Source organism: Dactylosporangium sp. NPDC000555 (genome assembly GCF_040300025.1).
Taxonomy (GTDB): Bacteria; Actinomycetota; Actinomycetes; order Mycobacteriales; family Micromonosporaceae; genus Dactylosporangium.
In genome coordinates, this window is record NZ_JBEPDB010000022.1 from 50,959 (window position 1) to 67,314 (window position 16,356).

Below are 16,356 nucleotides of genomic sequence, written 5' to 3' on the forward strand. Positions count from 1 at the left end.
CCCTTACGGCCATGGAGGTAACCGTTCGGCGGGCGCGAACCGCCGACGTGCGGGGGATCCGGCGGCTCGTCGCGATGTACGTCGCGGACCGGCGGCTGCTGTCCAAGCCCACCGTCGCGCTCTACGAGGCCGTCCAGGAGTTCTGGGTGGCTGAGCGGCAGAGCGACCGCACGATCGTCGGCTGCGGCGCCCTGCACGTGATGTGGGAGGACCTGGCCGAGGTTCGCACGGTGGCCATCGACCCGATGCTGCGCGGACACAAGATCGGGCACCGGATCGTCGCCGAACTGCTGGACGCGGCCCGGGAGATCGGCGTGCGCCGGGTCTTCGTGCTGACGTTCGAGACGCGCTTCTTCGGCTCGTTCGGCTTCGTGCCGATCGACGGGACCCCGGTCACCCATCAGGTGTACGAGGAGCTACTGCGCTCCTACGACGAGGGTGTCGCGGAGTTCCTCGACCTGGAGCGGGTCAAGCCCAACACCCTCGGCAACCACCGGATGTTGCTGCATTTGTAGGCTTACCGATCGTGAAGCGAGTGGCGGCGATCGACTGCGGCACCAACTCTGTCCGGCTCCTGATCGCGGACATCGACGAAATGTCGGAAATCTCGGACTTGACCCGTCAGATGCGGATCGTCCGGCTCGGCGAGGGCGTCGACCAGACCGGCCGGCTGGCCCCGGCGGCCATCGAGCGGACCCGGCTCGCCCTCGCCGACTACGCGGCGGACATCGCGAAGTCGGGCGTCGACGCGGCCCGCATGGTGGCCACCAGCGCCTCCCGCGACGCCGAGAACGCGGCCGACTTCCGCGCCATGGTGTTCGACACGCTCGGCTTCGAGCCCGAGGTGATCACGGGAGACGAGGAGGCCCGGCTCTCCTTCGCCGGGGCGGTGCGGGGCCTCGCGGCGCAGTCGCCGTTCCTGGTGGTGGACATCGGCGGCGGCTCGACCGAATTCGTGCTGGGTGCCGTGGGGGCCGCCGACGACGTCGACGCGGCGCTCAGCGTGGACATCGGCTGCGTGCGCATGACCGAGCGCCACCTGCGCGCCGATCCGCCCACGCCGGAACAGGTGGCGGCGGCCGAGGCCGACATCACCGCCGCGGTCGACCGGGCGCTCGCCGCCGTGCGTGGTGCCCGGGCCCGCACGCTGGTGGGCCTGGCCGGCTCGGTGACCACGGTGGCCGCGCTCGCGCTCGGGCTGCCGGAGTACGACCCCCGTCGCATCCACCGGGCCCGGATCTCCGCCGCCGACGTCGCCAAGGTCACCGCCGACCTGCTGGCGAAGACCGCGGAGCAGCGCCTTGCCAGCCCGGTCATGCACCCCGGCCGCGCCGACGTCATCGGCGCGGGGGCGCTGATCCTGCGGATCATCGTCGAGCGTTCCGGCGCGGATTCGGTCATCGCGTCCGAGTCGGACATTCTCGACGGAATCGCCCTGTCGCTCGCGTAGTCGTCGCTGTCGGGTTTACGTCAGCGCTGCTCAGCGGGGTCAGCCGGTCCGGCGGACCTCGGCGCGGGACTGCTCGCGGGGCTTCGCGTCGTCGCGGGACCACCACCAGCCGTAGGTAAGGATGCCGTCACTCGGCATCGTGATGATGATCTTGGCCAGCAGGGCGCCCTCGTAGGCGTTGAACACCCCCGGCTCGCTCTGTACGAATCGGGTCACGCCGGGGAGCTCCAGGCACGTGACGTGCAGTTCCAGCCGACCGGCCTCGCTCGCGGTGAGGATCGTGTGCTCGACGTGCTGCAGTCCCTTGCTGTCGCTGACCGCCTCGTAGTCCAGCGTGATCGCGTTGCCGCGCACCACGGAGGTCACCTTGATGCGGGCGACGAAGGGCCCGGACTCCAGTCCGTCGCCGCGTCCGCGATACACACCGGGTGCCGCGGCGAGTCGTTTCAAGAGATCGGTCACGGCGCTCACCGTAGTACGGGCGCGCTCGATGCTGTGCACCTTGGTCCTCTACCGCTATCGTGAGCCGGTCCAGCGGGCCAATGGCCGGTTTGCCAAGCTCAAACCCCCTTTTGCCCGTTAGGGTGATCTCTGCGGCATACCCCCGGAAGGAAACGCATGTCTGATCAGTACCCGCCGCCCGGCAGCTATCCGCCTCCAGGTGGCGGGGGTTACCCGCCGCCGGGCGGTGACCAGCCCCCGGCATACGGTCCGCCGGCGTCCGGTGCGCCCTATGGCCAGCCGTCGTCCGGTGGGCCCTACGGCCCGCCGACGTCGGGCTCGCCGTACGGCCAGCCCCCGGCCTACGGCGCACCCGCCCCGGGCGCGCCCGGCGCTCCGTTCGGCGCCCCGCCGCCGCCTCCGAAGAAGAGCAGCGCCGGCAAGATCATCCTGATCATCCTCGGCGTCATCCTGGTCCTGGTGCTGGTGTGCTGCGGCGCCACCTTCCTGTTCGCCAAGGACACCTGGAACGACCTCGTCGACAACGTCAAGACCAACCCGGCGATGGCCAAGGTCGGCGACTGCCTCGCCGGCGACGACATCACGGAAGAGGCGTCGAAGAGCGTCGACGTGAAGATCGTCAAGTGTGACGACTCGACCGCGAAGTACAAGGTCTTGGGCATCCCGGGCGGTGTGAGCAAGGCCGACGCGCTCGCGAAGGAGACGAAGGTCTGCGCCGCCTACCCGGACACCCAGTACGTCCTGTGGCAGGGCACCGACGTCAAGGACGGCTCCGCTCTCTGCCTGGAAGACGCGAAGTAATCCAGTAGTACCTCGCGAGGCGGTCCGCTGGGCGGGCCGCCTTTTGCGTGCCCGGGTGTTCCGCTCTTGATACTACTGTGCATTGCGTACTACTCTGCTTGCCGTGGACACCACCCAACTGCTGAAGGGGGTGCTCGACCTCGCCGTTCTCGCCGTGCTGCGGGATGAGGACGGTTACGGGTACGACATCCTGCGCCGACTGCGCTCGGCGGGCCTCGACGACGTCGGTGACGCGTCGGTCTATGGCACTCTCCGCCGGCTGTTCCAGGCCGGGGCGCTCACCACCTACGTGGTGCCGAGCGAGTCCGGTCCGCATCGCAAGTACTACGCGCTCAACGCCGCCGGCCGGGCCCAGCTCGCCCAGTCCGGCAAGGTCTGGCGCGGCTTCGCGCGGACGATGGACCAGCTCATCGGGGAGAGCGCATGACCGGTCCGGGGCGAAGCGGAGGTCTCGGCGTGACCGGCCCGCAGCGGAGCGGAGGGGCCGGTCACTGGCTGGCTCAGTGTTCAGGTCATGCAACCGACGAGCGCAGCGAGGGGGGGCGCGTGATCGGCCCGGAGCGGAGCGGAGGGGCCGGTCACTGGCTGGCTCAGTGTTCAGGTCATGCAACCGACGAGCGCAGCGAGGAGGGCGCATGACCGCGCCGAGCAGCAGCAGTCTGGAGATCGACTACTACCTGGAGCGGGTCGGGGCCGCGCTCGCCGACCTGCCGCCGGACGTGCGCGACGACCTGATGGAGGACCTGCCGGCGCACTTCGCCGAGGTCTTGGAGGAGCGGGGCGGGTCGCTGGTCGAGCGGCTCGGGCCGCCGGCCGCCTACGCCGCCGAGCTGCGCGCCGCGGCCGGCCTCGACGCGGCGACCCGGCCGAGGCTCGGCCGTGCGGCCCCGGAGCTCTTCGCGGCCCGGCTGCGGGTCCTGGACCAGCGCGCCGGCCGGCTCATCGGCTACGGGCGGGCCACCGACTTCCTGCGGCTGCTGCGCCCCGCGTGGTGGATCGCCCGCGGGGTCGGCCTCGTGACGCTGATCTTCGCGTTCGACATCATCCCCACTGACCGCTTCAACGGTCCGATCGGCTGGGTCCTCATCGCGATCGCCGTGGTGGTCTCCGTGCGCGTCGGCGCCACCGGCCGCCCGCACCTGCCGCGCTGGGCCGGCCGCGGGGTCATCGCGGTCGCGGCGATCGGTCTGCTGATCGTGATGGTCAACGCCGGCAGGATCTTCGACTCCCGCGACTACTCGCCGAGTCCGGCGGTGTACTCCCCGTATTCCAGCGTCACCGACGTCTACCCGGTCGACATGAACGGGCGGCCGATCGAAGGCGTCGCACTCCTCGACCAGAACGGTAACCCGATCGTCCTCGGCGACCCGTGGCGGTGCGCGACCAACGACCAGCCGCCCCCGGAACCGCCGACCTACCCGATGTGCGTGCGGCCCCGGCCAGAGCCGACCGCGTCGCCGTCGGCGTCAGCGTCGGCCTCTCCGTCGGCCTCTCCGTCGGACTCGCTGCCGGCTTCGCCGTCGGCTTCCTCGTCCGGCTAACCTTCGGCGGGTGGGAGACGCCCGCGATGCCTTGGACCGGCTCGACGCTGAGATCTGCGGCTGCCGCCGCTGCCCGCGCCTGGTGGCGTGGCGCGAACAGGTGGCGGCGGCCAAGCGGGCGGCGTTCCGCGACGAGGAGTACTGGGGGCGCCCGGTGCCCGGCTTCGGCCCGCACCGGGCGCCCATCGCCATTCTCGGCCTCGCCCCGGCCGCCCACGGCGGCAACCGCACCGGCCGGATCTTCACCGGCGACCGCTCCGGCGACGTGCTGTTCGCCGCCCTGCACCGCGCCGGCCTGGCCAGCCAGCCCACCAGCACGTCGCGTGACGACGGGCTGACGCTGACCGCGACGAGAATCTTCGCGGCCGTGCGCTGCGCGCCGCCGGACAACAAGCCCACCCCGCGCGAGCGCGACACCAGCGCGCCGTTCCTGCACCGCGAGCTGCGCGAGATCGCCCCGGACCTGCGGGTCGTCGTCGCCCTGGGCGCGTTCGCGTGGGCCGCCTTCTGGCCCGCGCTCCGCGCCGTCTACGGTGTAGCACCAGCGCGGAAGGTTCCGTTCGGTCACGGCGCCCTGTGGCGGACCGACGGCGCTCCCGCGTTGCTCGGTTGTTACCACGTAAGCCAGCAGAACACCTTTACCGGCAGGCTCACGCCAGGAATGCTGGACGAGATTTTCGCCCGGGCGAAGCAGCTCGCCGGGCTCACATAGAGCGACGGGATGCCCTCGACATCATGGACCGCACCTTCAACCGCTGGTTGCCGGTCCTGGGCGTCGTAGCCGTGCTCGCCGTCGCGGCCCTCGCGGCGTCGATGTCCTCTCCCGAGGTCACAAAAGTGCCGGTCCCGCCGCCGAACACGGCCCCGCCCTCACCGGTGGTGCGGACCACGCAGATCGACTTTGACGCGGGCCCGCCGAGCACCCGCGCGCCCGGGACGGGCGAGCTGCCGGCCTGGCTGACGTACGTGGCCATGGCCCTGTGCGTGGTGCTGGTCGCGGTCCTCGTCGGCAGCCTGGTGTGGTTTCTGCTGCGCCACCGCGCCCCGAAGCGGCCGTCGCGGCTGTTCGTCGAGCCGGAGCAGCCCAAGCCGATGGCGGGCGCCGACGCCGGCGAGGAGGTCATGGCCGCGGTCGAGGCCGGCCTGGTCGACCTCTCCGACACCGACGCCGACCCGCGGCGGGCCGTGATCGCGTGCTGGGTGCGGCTGGAGCGCGCCGCCGCCGCGGCCGGCACCCCGCGCCTGGCCGGCGACAGCCCGACCGAGCTGGTGACCCGGCTGCTGGCCGCCCACCAGGTGAGCCGCCCGACGCTGGAGGGGTTCGCCGAGGTGTACCGCGAGGCCCGCTACGCCACCCACCCGGTCGGCGAGCGCTCGCGCCAGGACGCGATCGACGCCCTGCGGCAGATCCGCGCCGAGCTGTCCGGCATCGGCCGGGCCGTGCCCGAGGGCGTGCCCGATGGCTCGTGAGCAGGAGCGGGTGGTCGGCCTCGAGGAGCTGTTCGAGGGCGGCCGAGCGGCCCAGCGCCGCGACCCGCGCCCGGCACGCCGCCCGTCGCGGCCGTTCGACACGCGCTGGTGGGTGCGCCGGCTCTTCGTCGCCGTCGCGCTGACCACCGTCGGCTGGTTCGTGCTCTGGATGACCGGTTACGTGGTGTCGTACCCCCTGGTGCTTTTGTCCATCGTGGCCATCCAGGTGATGCGCCAGGTGCTGGCGCAGGTGCACGCCGACGAGCTGCCCGCCGCGGTGACCGGCGTCGGCCTGGAGCCCGTCCGCGAGCCGCCGGAACGGGGGGACCGCCCGGCCCGCCGCGAGCTGCGCGACGCGATCCCGTCCGGCGACGGCATCCGGCTCGCCGTGTCCAGGTGGGACGACCGGTTCGTGTGGGGCGAGCGCGACCCGGGCCGGTTCGCGGCCGTCGTCGTACCCCGCTTCGCCGACCTCGTCGATGCCAGGCTGCGCCAGCGCCACGGCATCACCCTGGCCGGCGCCCCCGAACAGGCCCGCCGACTCGTCGGCGAGGAGCTCTGGCAGCTACTGCACTACACGCCGTCCCGCGTGCCCAGCCCGCGGGACATAGCATCGATCGTCGCGAAGGTGGAGGCGCTATGAAGACGCTCGCACCGGCCGAGGTGGGCCGGATCGCCAAGGTGGTCCTGGACCAGGTCGGCACGGTGGTCGTCGGCAAGCGCGACTCGCTCGAGCTGGTCCTGGCCGGGATCCTGGCCGGCGGCCACGTGCTGCTGGAAGACCTGCCGGGCCTGGGCAAGACGCTGACCGCGCGCTCGTTCGCCCAGGCGCTCGGCATCAGCTTCCGCCGCCTGCAGTTCACCCCCGACCTGCTGCCCGCCGACGTGACCGGGTCGTTCCTCTACGACCAGCGCAACCACGAGTTCACGTTCCGGGCCGGCCCGGTCTTCACCAACCTGCTGCTCGCCGACGAGATCAACCGCACGCCGCCGAAGACGCAGTCGGCGCTGCTGGAGGCGATGCAGGAGCGCCAGGTGTCGGTCGAGGGCGCCACCTACCGGCTCGACTCGCCGTTCCACGTGCTCGCCACCGCCAACCCGATCGAGTACGAGGGCACGTATCCGCTGCCCGAGGCCCAGCTGGACCGCTTCCTGCTGCGCGTGTCGTTCGGCTACCCGGAGGCCGACGAGGAGTGGGACGTGCTGCGCCGGCGGATGGCTCGCCGGCAGGAGGAGGCCAACCTCGAGGCCGTCGTCGACTCCGAGACGCTGGTGGCCATGCAGAACGCGCTCGAGGACGTCATGGTCGAGGACTCGATCGGGCGGTACATCGTCTCGCTCACCGCCGCCACCCGTGTCCACCCGCACGTGCTGGTCGGCGCCTCGCCCCGCGGGTCGCTCGCGCTGTTGCTGCTCTCCCGGGCCTCCGCCGTGCTCAGCGGCCGCGACTACGTGGTGCCGGAGGACGTCAAGGCGGTCGCCGTCCCAGCCCTGGCGCACCGCATCTCGCTGCGCCCGGAGATGTGGCTCAAGCGCATCGACCCGCGCTCGGTCGTCGGTGAGGTGCTCGCCGAGACGCCCGCGCCGGCGAGCGGCGCGCTGCCGACCTACGGCGGAAGGCGTGGCTGAGCCCTATGGCTGAGCGCGGCGCACCCCGGTCCCACGCCCGGGCGTTCGAGCCGACCCGGGCGCTGGGCCGGGCCGTGCTGGTCGCCGGCGTGCTCGTCTTCGCCGCCGTGCTCACGGGCCGCTTCGACCTCGTCGTGCTCGCCGCGCCGTTCGCCATCGGGACCGCGGTCTCACTGGTGCGCCGGCCGCAGCGGGTGCCGACGATGGAGGTGACCGCGGCCGAGCCGTTCCTGGTCGAGGGCAACGACCTCGGCGTGACGATCAATCTGGGCAACCCCAACCCGTCCGGCTTCGACCTGGTCGTGGTCCGGGCGGTGGTACCACGATGGGTCCGCCTGGTGCACAGCGACCGCCCCTACGCGGTCAACGTCGAGGGCGGCACCATCGCCGGCGTCGAGCTCGAGGGCCGCGTGCTGCGCTGGGGCCGCCACCCGCTGGGCCCGATGACCGCGCACGCCGTCGCCGCCGACGGGCTGCTCGTCAGCCGCGCAGTGACGACACCGCCGCTGCCGCTCAAGGCCTACCCGGCGACCGAGCACTTCGACGCCGCCGAGGTGATGCCCCGCGCGGCCGGTCACGTCGGCGGTCACCGCTCCCGGCGCACCGGCGAGGGCGGCGAGCTCGCGGGCGTGCGCCGCTTCGGCCCCGGCGACCGGCTGCGCCGCATCGACTGGCGGGTGTCGCTGCGCACCCGCGAGATCCATGTGGTGAGCACGCTGTCCGATCGTGACGCCGAGGTCGTGGTGCTGCTCGACGCGCTGCACGAGGCCGGGCGCTCCGACGGCATCGACGGGAAGGCCTCGGTGCTCGACATCACTGTGCGCGCCGCGGCCGGCATCGCCGAGCACTACCTGCACCGGGGCGACCGGGTGGCGCTGCTGCAGTACGGCGGCACCGTGCGCCACCTGCGCGCCGCGAGCGGCCGGCGGCACTACATGACGGCGCTGGAGTTCCTGCTCGACGTCGCCGCGGGCGGGCACGACGACGAGCCGCCGCCGTCGTCGTTCGGGCCGCACATGGTCCAGGCCAACGCGCTGGTGATGGTGCTCACGCCGCTGCTGGACGTGCGGTCGGCGGCGATGCTGGCCAACCTGGCCCGCGCCGGAAGGTTCGTCGTCGCCGTCGACACCCTCGCCGATCCGGTACTGCGGATGCGCGCGACGGGCAAGTGGGGCGAGGTGGCGCAGCGCATGTGGCGGCTGGAGCGCGAGGCGATCATCGGCCAGCTGCGCGAGCACGGCGTCCCGGTCGTGGCCTGGGGCGGCGCGGGGAGCCTCGACGAGGTGCTGCGGGGCGTGGCCCGCGTGGCGATCGGGCGGACGGTGACGACGTAATGGGCGAGCTCCAGGAGTACCTCACCGGCCGGGTCGGCCGCGCACGGGACATGGCCGGGCGCGCCGCGGCCGGGCCGCTGCTGGTCCGCCTCGGCGTCGCCGTGTTCGCCACGCTGAGCATGGTGCTCGGGTTCCCGGGCGCGGTGACGCGGAACCTCGTCTCGATCGCGGTGGCCGGGGTCGTCGCGCTGCTGCCGGCCGTGTTCCCGCGCACCCGCATGGTCGGCCTGGCGATCTTCGCGTGCGCCTTCGGCTGGTTCATCTCGACCAGTGCGACGTCCTCGACGGACGGTCCGGCCTCGTTGATCGGCACCATCGCCTACGGCGAGCGGATCTCCGTGGTCCGGCTCGTCGCGCTGTCGGCCGCGCTGTATCTCATGCACTCCCTCGCCGCCCTGGCCGCGGTCCTGCCGTACGACGCCGTGCTCTCCCCGGGCGTGCTGGCCGGGTGGCTTGTGCGCGCCGGGGGCATCGTCGCGGTCAGCGCGATCGTGAGCGTGGCGCTCATGGTCGTGGTCAAGCTGACGATCGGTCCTGTGTTCCTCGTCGCATCGCTCGTGGGCATGCTCGCGGTCGCCTGGCTGGTGTACCTGATCGCCCGCCGGGCCTGATGCGTTACGCGTGGGTGACGGTCGGGTGACGGGTCAGATCGACCGGTGTCGGTTCGCTGTGGTGGCCGTTACAGCCCTGGTAATGCCGGTTACATGTCCGTGGCCCGGGCTGCTGCGGGGCCGTCGCGTCGCTAGCGTTGAGTCGTGGCTGCCAAGCGAATCCTGATCGTCGGTGCGGGGCACGTCGGGCTCTACGCCGCTCTGCGCCTGTCCAAGAAGCTCAACCTGCACGAGGCTGAGGTCACCGTGGTCGACCCTCAGCCGCACATGACCTACCAGCCGTTCCTGCCCGAGTCGGCGGCCGGCAACATCTCGCCCCGGCACAGCGTCGTCCCGCTGCGCCGCGAGCTCAAGCGCTGCCACGTGCTGTCCGGCACGGTGACCAGCATCGAGCACGCGCGGAAGGTGGCGATCGTCCAGCCGATCGTCGGGCCGGCGCGCGAGGTGCCGTACGACCACATCGTCGTGGCGCCCGGCTCGGTCTCGCGCACGCTGCCGATCCCGGGCCTGCGCGAGCAGGCCGTCGGCTTCAAGACCATCGGCGAGGCGGTGTTCCTGCGCAACAGCGTGCTCGACCGGCTCGACGTCGCGGCGACCACGACCGACCCGGCCACGCGCCGGCGGGCCCTGGCGTTCGTGTTCGTCGGCGGCGGCTACGCGGGTGTCGAGGCCCTGGCCGAGATGGAGGACATGGTCCGCGGCGCGCTGCGCTACTACCCGGAGATCCCGCAGGAGGAGGTCCGGTTCGTCCTCGTCGAGGCGGCCAACCGGATCCTGCCCGAGGTCGGCGCGGAGATGGGTGCCTACACCGCGGTCGAGCTGACCCGCCGCGGCATCGACATCCGGCTCGGCACGCGGCTCGATTCGTGCGTCGACGGGCTCGTCAAGCTCTCCGACGGCGAGGCCTTCGAGGCCGACACCATCGTGTGGACCGCCGGCGTCAAGCCGCACCCGATGCTCGAGGACACCGACCTGCCGCGCAACCCGCGTGGCGCGATCATCTGCAAGCCGACGCTGCAGGTCGTGGACGCCGAGGGCAACGTGGTCGAGGGCGCGTGGAGCGCGGGGGACTGCGCCGCGGTACCGGACCTGACCTCCGACGACCCCGGCACGCTGTGCTCGCCGAGCGCGCAGCACGCCGTACGGCAGGCGTCCCGGCTCGCCGACAACATCGCGGCGGTCGTGCGCGGGCGGCAGCCGGTCGACTACCGGCACAAGCACGTCGGTTCGGTGGCCGGGCTCGGGCTCTACAAGGGCGCCGCCCGGGTGTATGGCATCAAGGTGCGCGGGGTGCCGGCGTGGTTCATGCACCGCACGTACCACCTCAGCCGCATCCCCACGCTGAACCGCAAGATCCGGGTGCTCGTTGACTGGACGCTGCAGCTGGTGCTGCGCCGCGAGGTCGTCGCGCTCGGCTCGCTGCACGAGCCGCGCGAGGCGTTCACCGAGGTCGCGGTGCCGATCCCGCTGCCGGTCGGCCGCCAGGGCGGCTCGGACCGCAAGGCCGCCTAGGGCTCTCAGGCGCGGGCGCGCCAGACCCACACGTCGGCGACGTGCTCGCCCGGGCCGAGCAGGGCGTCGAGGGTGCTCCGCAGCGCCTCGGCGCCCGGCCGGCCGTCGGCGAGCACGAAGCAGGACGCGTGCCAGTAGGCGATGTCCCGGTGCAGCGCGACGCGGTCGTCGTCGGTGAGCGGCGGCGCGCTGTCGTTGGCCGCCGCCCGGTGAAGTAGCTGCGCCGTCGGCCGCGGGTAGATCCCGACCGCGGCGCGACCGTCGGGGCCGTACGGGCCGATGAACCAGCCCTGCGGCGTGGCGAACGCGACGCTGGTGGCCGCCGCCCAGCGCATCGCCTGCGGGTCGTGCGCGTCCGGCAGCGGCACGGGCACGATCGTCCCGTCGCGCGGCGCGAACCCCTGCCAGTAGCCCTCCGTGAAGAACCGCGGCACCGGTTCCCGCGGCGCGGTCGGCAGCGGCCCCGGCACCAGCGGGACGAGCGCGGCCACGACCGCGACCGGCACCAGCAGCCGCAGCGTCTCGGTCTGGGTCAGCGCGGTGTGCACGGCCTGCGCCAGCACGAACGCGAGCAGCGGTATCGCGGCCAGCGCGAACCGGGCCGGCAGCGCCCACTCGAACACCGGCAGTCGCGCCAGTAGCGCGTAGGGCCCCCACTGCTCGGTCCGCTGGTGCCCGACCACGATGCGGGGCCCGAGCGACAGCGCGAACAGCACGATCGACACCACCGTGCACGCCACTACGGCCGGGCGCCGCCACATCCACAGCGTCGCGCCGAGCACCACAATGAGCACCGGGGCGCCGAAGAAGGTGGTGTACTCGGCGGGCCCGCTCGCCAGCCGCGCCGCGCCTTCACCACCGGCCAGCGACAGCGGCGAGACGGACGCGAAGCTGTGCAGGTCCGCCGAGTAGAAGGCCGGGGCGAACACGCCGCCATGCGCGCTCTGGGGGCCGCGGAACTGCACCCACAGCGGGTAGGCCAGCAGCAGCCCGGCGACCCCGCCGGCGACGCCCAGGCCGATGCCGAGCGCCGGCAGCACCGCGCGCGGGCTGAACCCGGTCCGGCTCGATGCGGCTTCGCGGTCTCGACCCGGACCGGGCGCCGGCCGCGCGGTCGCGGCGAACGCCAGGCAGGACAGTCCCAGCGTCAGCGCGGTGAGGAACAGCACTTCCTCGCCGAGGAAGAACTGCGCGGTGGCCAGGGTGCCCAGCAGCAGCCCCAGGCGTGCCGCGCGGCGCCGCGCACCGCTGCCGGTCGTCCTGGCCAGCGACACGACGCACCACGCCATCGGGGGCACCAGCCAGGCCGCCGTCATGTGCGGGTGGGCGTTGGACTGGCTGACCATGCCCGGCGCGAAGCCGCAGAACGCGCCGCCGACGAGCGCCGCCAGCCGGTGCATGCGCAAGGCGCGGGCGAACAGGAAATACCACCCGGCGCCGTTGGCGGCCAGGTTGAACCCGGTCACCACGGCGAAGGTCACCGGCGCGCCCAGCGCGAGGGTCAGCGGCGCGAACAGCAGTCCGATCCCGACCAGCGAGGCGTTGGCCAGGACGTTGATGCCCTCGGGCGCGTTCAGCGCACCGGTCACGAGGGCGAAGTCGCCGCGATACGCTCGGGTGGCGTAGGCGAGGAACCACTCGTCGAGGGCCTGGTCGCCGGGGTTGAGCGACAGCATCCGCCCCGCCGGGTCCGGCCACAGCCCACGGGTCACCAGGGCCCCGGCCAGCGCCAGCGACAGGCACGCGGCCGCGTCCTTAGCCCATGGGCGCCGCGAGCGCATCGGCGGACCGGCCGGTGTTGCCTGCTCGACCGGCGCAGTCACCTCCTCGTCGGTCCGCCGGGCGCTGGTCACCCGGATGACAGTAACGGCCGTCCCCTTGTCGGTGTTGATGGTTCGTCGGACGGGCTACCGTGAGACGCGTTTCCACGCCCGGGTGGTGGAACGGCAGACACGGCCGCCTTAAAAGCGGCTGCCGCGAGGCGTGCGGGTTCGAACCCCGCCCCGGGCACGATTTTCGGCATTCTCGCGCCGACCGGCACGTTGCGCTGTACGGTCGGCGTTTCCAACACGCCCGCACGCGGTACCCTGGTCGTACACGTGAATGCGACGCCCATGGAGGCCGATCGTGCAGAGTTCCAACCCGGTGCTCACCCGCCTTGGCGAGGCGGCTCGGGCTTCCCGGTACGAGACCGGGTATGGCCCCGGCTACCCCGGCGAGCAGACCCCGTCGCGCGCCATGACCATGGACGACGTCGTCGTCCGCACAGTGGCGCTGCTTGCCATCACCGGCGTCGTCGGCGCCGCCGCCTGGGTGCTGCTGCCGGCCAGCAGCGGCGTGACCTTCTTCGCAGCCGCCATGGCCGGCATCGCCGGGCTCGTCCTCGGCCTGGTCATCTCATTCCGCCGGGTCACCAGCCCGGCCGTGATCATTCCCTACGCGGCTCTGCAGGGCATCGCGCTCGGCGTGATCAGCCGCGCCTTCGAGAGCTGGTATTCCGGCATCGTCATCCAGGCGGTGATCGGGACCTTCGGCATCTTCGCCATCATGGCGGTGCTCTACAAGCTCCGGGTGCTGCGGGCCACGCCCCGGTTCACGAAGTTCGTCATCGGCGCCCTGATCGGCGTCGTGGTGCTGAGCTTCGCCAACTGGCTGTTCTACCTGTTCGGGCTCAACCTGGGCCTGCGGGAGTACAGCGTCGACGGCAAGGTGAGCTGGCTGCCGATCGTGTTCAGCCTCGTGGTGATCGGCGTCGGCGCGCTGACGTTCATCCTCGACTTCGACGCCATCGAGCAGGGCACGCATTACGGGCTGCCGGAGAAATACGCGTGGTACTGCGCGTTCGGCATCCTGGTGGGCCTGATCTTCCTGTACTACGAGATCCTGCGCCTGCTGAGCTACCTACGACGCTGATGCCCGACGAAGATCAGCTCGGCGCCGCCGTGCGCAAGCTGGTCGGCCAGGTCTCGCACTGGACGCCGCCCCGATGGGCGGCGTCCAGCGTGCCGGGGGCGAGCCGGGCGGCACTCATGCACGACCTCGTCCAGTGGATGGCCGACCGGTGTGCCGAGGCGGAGGGGCGTCCGGTGCTATCGGTGCCCCGCCTCGACAACGACCTGGCCCTGCCCGACCAGCTTCAGGTGGTAGCGGCGGATCTGCGCCGCTACGCGCCGCCGGCGGTGCAAGCCGACGCCGCGGAGCGCGTCAACGCTCTCCGCGGCGCCTTCGCGTAGCCTCCCGCGCCTTCGCGCGCTGTCGCCCGGTCAGGTCAGATGCGTCAGCAGGTCCTGGCGGGTGAGGACGCCGGCCGGCTTGCCGTCGATCAGCACCACGGCGGCGTCGGCCTTCTCCAGGAGGGCCACCGCCTCGCTCACCGGCTGCCCGCCGCCGATCATCGGCAGCGGCGCCGACATGTGGCGCTCGACGATGTCGTGCAGGTGGGCCTGGCCGGAGAACAGCGCGTCGAGCAGGTCGCGCTCCGCGATCGAGCCCGCGACCTCGCCGGTGACGACGGGCGGCTCGGCCTTGAGCACCGGCAGCTGGGACACGCCGTATTCGCGCATGTAGTCGATCGCGTCGCGGACCGTCTCGTTCGGGTGGATGTGCACCATGCCCGGGATCTGACCGTCCTTGCCGATCAGCACGTCGGCGACGGTCGGCGTCTCGGCGGCGGTGCGCAGGAAGCCGTAGCGGGCCATCCAGGTGTCGTTGAAGATCTTGGAGAGGTATCCCCGGCCGCCGTCCGGCAGCAGGACCACCACGACGGCGTCGGGGCCGGCCTCGCGGGCCACCTGCAGCGCTGCGGCCACGGCCATGCCGCACGAGCCGCCGACGAGGAGCCCCTCCTCGCGCGCCAGGCGGCGGGTGAGCTCGAACGACTCCTTGTCGGAGACCTCGACGATCTCGTCGCAGATGTCCCGGTCGTACGTGGTCGGCCAGAAGTCCTCGCCCACGCCCTCGACGAGGTAGGGCCGGCCGGTGCCGCCCGAATACACCGATCCCTCCGGGTCCGCGCCGATGATGCGCACGCGGCCCTCGGAGGCCTCCTTGAGGTACTTCCCGACGCCGGAGATCGTGCCGCCGGTGCCGACGCCCGCCACGAAGTGGGTGACCTGACCCTCGGTCTGCTGCCACACCTCGGGGCCGGTGGTCTCGTAGTGGGAGCGCGGGTTCGCCGGGTTGGCGTACTGGTCGGGCTTCCAGGCGCCGGGGATCTCCCGGGCCAGGCGGTCGGAGACGTTGTAGTACGAGCGCGGGTCCTCCGGGGCGACGGAGGTCGGGCAGACCACGACCTCGGCGCCGTAGGCGCGCAGCACGTTCTGCTTGTCCTCGCTCACCTTGTCGGGGCACACGAAGACGCAGCGGTACCCCTTGAGCTGGGCGACCAGCGCCAGTCCCACGCCGGTGTTGCCGGAGGTCGGCTCGACGATCGTGCCGCCCGCCCGCAGCAGGCCGGCCTTCTCGGCCTCCTCGACCATGCGCAGCGCTATGCGGTCCTTCACGCTGCCGCCCGGGTTGAGATACTCCACCTTCGCCAGGACGGTGGCGGAGATGCCGGCGGTGACGTTGCGGAGCCGGACCAGGGGCGTGTTGCCCACCAACTCGACGACGTTGTCGTAGTAGCGCACGTCGCCAGCCTATCGGGAGCGGCCGGACTGCCCGACGACGTGTCCCTGGACGACGTTGTCGCGCAGCTTCTCCCACTCCAGGAAGCGCTCCAGTTCGTCCATGAGCGCGCCGGCGAAGTATCCGGCCATGGCCAGGTCGTCCACCAGGCCGAAGACCAGCAGGAACGCTTCGGGAACGGCGTCGATCGGGGAGATGATGTAGACACCGGCCGCGGCGAGCATCAGCAGGCGCGAGCCGCCGTCGTACTCGCGCTTCAGGGTCGCCTTGATCATGCGAGGCAGTGCGGCCAGTCGCCGGCCGAGGCCGGGTGTGTCGGGCCGGAACACCCGTAGCAGTGCAGTCCATGCCATCCGCCGTCGCAGCGCACTGTCCGCCATGGTGATCGCCCTCTCTCCCTTGGCTACGAATGTAACGGTGTCGGTCACCATGTGCCGGGGTAAGAATGACGACATGGATCTCGATGAGGCCCGGGCCGTGATCGCCGAGCAGCACCACGCCGTGCTGGCCACCCGGCGCGCTGACGGCGGCGTGCAGATGTCGCCGGTGCTGGCCGTGGTGGATGCCGACGGGCGGGTGGTGATCAGCAGCAGGGTGCCCGCCTTCAAGGTGCGCAACCTGCGGCGAGACCCGTGGGCGGCGCTGTGCGTGCTGCCGGACGGCTTCTTCGGCCGCTGGATCCAGGTCGAGGGCGAGGCCGAGATCGTTCCGCCGCCGCAGAGTGTGGAGGGTCTGGTCGACTACTACCGGAGGGCAACCGGCGGGGAGCATCCCGACTGGGACGACTACCGGGCGGCCATGTTGCGGGACCAGCGGGTGCTGATCCGTGTCGCGTTGACGCGGGCGGGCCCCGATCGGTCGGGATGAGGACCATCGGGATCAGGACGAATAGCGACGAATACTTGGAGGGCGGAGGTTAG

Annotated in this window: 19 protein-coding genes and 1 tRNA gene; 16 read left to right on the forward strand and 4 right to left on the reverse strand. The window is 72.1% G+C overall.

Annotation, left to right across the window (positions count from 1 at the left end; all coding sequences use genetic code 11):
- The first annotated feature begins 11 nt into the window (after positions 1-11).
- Both ABT297_RS16325 and ABT297_RS16330 read left to right on the forward strand, forming a co-directional pair.
- Positions 12-515: an amino-acid N-acetyltransferase gene (locus tag ABT297_RS16325; protein ID WP_350549621.1), complete on the forward strand. Its 504-nt coding sequence runs from the start codon at positions 12-14 to the stop codon at positions 513-515.
- Positions 516-523: 8 nt separating this feature from the next.
- A complete protein-coding gene (locus ABT297_RS16330) occupies positions 524-1,450 on the forward strand; it encodes a Ppx/GppA phosphatase family protein (RefSeq protein WP_350549758.1) in 927 nt (308 codons plus the stop codon).
- Between the two features lie 39 nt (positions 1,451-1,489).
- On the opposite strand, the gene ABT297_RS16335 is transcribed toward ABT297_RS16330, so the two are convergent.
- The gene (locus ABT297_RS16335; RefSeq protein ID WP_350549624.1) at positions 1,490-1,912 is read right to left on the reverse strand and encodes a hypothetical protein; all 423 of its coding nucleotides are present in this window, start codon (positions 1,910-1,912) and stop codon (positions 1,490-1,492) included.
- A gap of 156 nt (positions 1,913-2,068) precedes the next feature.
- Here ABT297_RS16335 and ABT297_RS16340 point away from each other — a divergent pair, with 156 nt between their 5' ends.
- The 10 genes from ABT297_RS16340 (at position 2,069) to ABT297_RS16385 (ending at position 10,810) form a co-directional block, all read left to right on the forward strand.
- A complete protein-coding gene (locus tag ABT297_RS16340; protein ID WP_350549627.1) occupies positions 2,069-2,713 on the forward strand; it encodes an LppU/SCO3897 family protein in 645 nt (214 codons plus the stop codon).
- A gap of 103 nt (positions 2,714-2,816) precedes the next feature.
- A complete protein-coding gene (locus tag ABT297_RS16345) occupies positions 2,817-3,140 on the forward strand; it encodes a PadR family transcriptional regulator (protein ID WP_350549630.1) in 324 nt (107 codons plus the stop codon).
- Positions 3,141-3,348: 208 nt separating this feature from the next.
- A complete protein-coding gene (locus tag ABT297_RS16350; protein WP_350549633.1) occupies positions 3,349-4,254 on the forward strand; it encodes an HAAS signaling domain-containing protein in 906 nt (301 codons plus the stop codon).
- Positions 4,255-4,264: 10 nt separating this feature from the next.
- Complete coding sequence (locus ABT297_RS16355) at positions 4,265-4,966, forward strand: uracil-DNA glycosylase (protein WP_350549636.1); 702 nt, start codon at positions 4,265-4,267, stop codon at positions 4,964-4,966.
- Positions 4,967-4,989: 23 nt separating this feature from the next.
- Positions 4,990-5,724, forward strand: a complete 735-nt coding sequence (locus ABT297_RS16360; RefSeq protein WP_350549638.1) for a DUF4129 domain-containing protein — start codon at positions 4,990-4,992, stop codon at positions 5,722-5,724.
- Positions 5,714-6,367 carry a hypothetical protein gene (locus tag ABT297_RS16365; RefSeq protein ID WP_350549640.1) on the forward strand — a complete coding sequence of 218 codons (654 nt, stop codon included), beginning with the start codon at positions 5,714-5,716 and terminating at the stop codon, positions 6,365-6,367. The genes ABT297_RS16360 and ABT297_RS16365 overlap by 11 nt, the downstream gene beginning before the upstream one ends.
- Positions 6,364-7,353: an AAA family ATPase gene (locus tag ABT297_RS16370; protein WP_350549643.1), complete on the forward strand. Its 990-nt coding sequence runs from the start codon at positions 6,364-6,366 to the stop codon at positions 7,351-7,353. The genes ABT297_RS16365 and ABT297_RS16370 overlap by 4 nt, the downstream gene beginning before the upstream one ends.
- A 5-nt stretch (positions 7,354-7,358) precedes the next feature.
- On the forward strand, positions 7,359-8,687 hold the full coding sequence (locus ABT297_RS16375) for a DUF58 domain-containing protein (RefSeq protein WP_350549646.1): 1,329 nt from the start codon (positions 7,359-7,361) through the stop codon (positions 8,685-8,687).
- Positions 8,687-9,298: a hypothetical protein gene (locus ABT297_RS16380; RefSeq protein ID WP_350549648.1), complete on the forward strand. Its 612-nt coding sequence runs from the start codon at positions 8,687-8,689 to the stop codon at positions 9,296-9,298. The genes ABT297_RS16375 and ABT297_RS16380 overlap by 1 nt, the downstream gene beginning before the upstream one ends.
- Before the next feature lie 144 nt (positions 9,299-9,442).
- On the forward strand, positions 9,443-10,810 hold the full coding sequence (locus ABT297_RS16385) for an NAD(P)/FAD-dependent oxidoreductase (RefSeq protein ID WP_350549651.1): 1,368 nt from the start codon (positions 9,443-9,445) through the stop codon (positions 10,808-10,810).
- 5 nt (positions 10,811-10,815) lie between these two features.
- Here ABT297_RS16385 and ABT297_RS16390 read toward each other — a convergent pair whose 3' ends face one another.
- Positions 10,816-12,663, reverse strand: a complete 1,848-nt coding sequence (locus ABT297_RS16390; RefSeq protein ID WP_350549653.1) for a hypothetical protein — start codon at positions 12,661-12,663, stop codon at positions 10,816-10,818.
- Positions 12,664-12,739: 76 nt separating this feature from the next.
- Here ABT297_RS16390 and ABT297_RS16395 point away from each other — a divergent pair.
- The 3 genes from ABT297_RS16395 to ABT297_RS16405 all read left to right on the forward strand — a co-directional run bounded on the left by ABT297_RS16395 (position 12,740) and on the right by ABT297_RS16405 (position 14,043).
- Positions 12,740-12,820, forward strand: a tRNA-Leu gene (locus ABT297_RS16395).
- Positions 12,821-12,937: 117 nt separating this feature from the next.
- Positions 12,938-13,723: a Bax inhibitor-1/YccA family protein gene (locus ABT297_RS16400; RefSeq protein ID WP_350549655.1), complete on the forward strand. Its 786-nt coding sequence runs from the start codon at positions 12,938-12,940 to the stop codon at positions 13,721-13,723.
- On the forward strand, positions 13,723-14,043 hold the full coding sequence (locus ABT297_RS16405) for a hypothetical protein (protein WP_350549658.1): 321 nt from the start codon (positions 13,723-13,725) through the stop codon (positions 14,041-14,043). The genes ABT297_RS16400 and ABT297_RS16405 overlap by 1 nt, the downstream gene beginning before the upstream one ends.
- Positions 14,044-14,073: 30 nt before the next feature.
- Here the strand turns inward: ABT297_RS16405 and ABT297_RS16410 are convergent, their stop codons facing one another.
- Both ABT297_RS16410 and ABT297_RS16415 read right to left on the reverse strand, forming a co-directional pair.
- Positions 14,074-15,438, reverse strand: a complete 1,365-nt coding sequence (locus tag ABT297_RS16410; protein ID WP_350549661.1) for a cystathionine beta-synthase — start codon at positions 15,436-15,438, stop codon at positions 14,074-14,076.
- A 9-nt stretch (positions 15,439-15,447) separates the two neighbouring features.
- The gene (locus ABT297_RS16415) at positions 15,448-15,789 is read right to left on the reverse strand and encodes a YkvA family protein (protein ID WP_350549664.1); all 342 of its coding nucleotides are present in this window, start codon (positions 15,787-15,789) and stop codon (positions 15,448-15,450) included.
- A 100-nt stretch (positions 15,790-15,889) separates the two neighbouring features.
- Between ABT297_RS16415 and ABT297_RS16420 the strand changes: the two genes are divergently transcribed.
- The gene (locus tag ABT297_RS16420; RefSeq protein ID WP_350549666.1) at positions 15,890-16,303 is read left to right on the forward strand and encodes a PPOX class F420-dependent oxidoreductase; all 414 of its coding nucleotides are present in this window, start codon (positions 15,890-15,892) and stop codon (positions 16,301-16,303) included.
- Positions 16,304-16,356: the final 53 nt, after the last annotated feature.

What these genes read in the sequence shown, in the direction of transcription:
- ABT297_RS16420 (WP_350549666.1), top strand. Translation starts at nt 15,890, where the DNA reads ATGGATCTCGATGAGGCCCGGGCCGTGATCGCCGAGCAGCACCACGCC.
- ABT297_RS16350 (WP_350549633.1), top strand. Translation starts at nt 3,349, where the DNA reads ATGACCGCGCCGAGCAGCAGCAGTCTGGAGATCGACTACTACCTGGAG.
- ABT297_RS16380 (WP_350549648.1), top strand. Translation starts at nt 8,687, where the DNA reads ATGGGCGAGCTCCAGGAGTACCTCACCGGCCGGGTCGGCCGCGCACGG.
- ABT297_RS16415 (WP_350549664.1), bottom strand. Translation starts at nt 15,789, where the DNA reads ATGGCATGGACTGCACTGCTACGGGTGTTCCGGCCCGACACACCCGGC.
- ABT297_RS16325 (WP_350549621.1), top strand. Translation starts at nt 12, where the DNA reads ATGGAGGTAACCGTTCGGCGGGCGCGAACCGCCGACGTGCGGGGGATC.
- ABT297_RS16365 (WP_350549640.1), top strand. Translation starts at nt 5,714, where the DNA reads ATGGCTCGTGAGCAGGAGCGGGTGGTCGGCCTCGAGGAGCTGTTCGAG.
- ABT297_RS16340 (WP_350549627.1), top strand. Translation starts at nt 2,069, where the DNA reads ATGTCTGATCAGTACCCGCCGCCCGGCAGCTATCCGCCTCCAGGTGGC.
- ABT297_RS16370 (WP_350549643.1), top strand. Translation starts at nt 6,364, where the DNA reads ATGAAGACGCTCGCACCGGCCGAGGTGGGCCGGATCGCCAAGGTGGTC.
- ABT297_RS16405 (WP_350549658.1), top strand. Translation starts at nt 13,723, where the DNA reads ATGCCCGACGAAGATCAGCTCGGCGCCGCCGTGCGCAAGCTGGTCGGC.
- ABT297_RS16375 (WP_350549646.1), top strand. Translation starts at nt 7,359, where the DNA reads ATGGCTGAGCGCGGCGCACCCCGGTCCCACGCCCGGGCGTTCGAGCCG.
- ABT297_RS16360 (WP_350549638.1), top strand. Translation starts at nt 4,990, where the DNA reads ATGGACCGCACCTTCAACCGCTGGTTGCCGGTCCTGGGCGTCGTAGCC.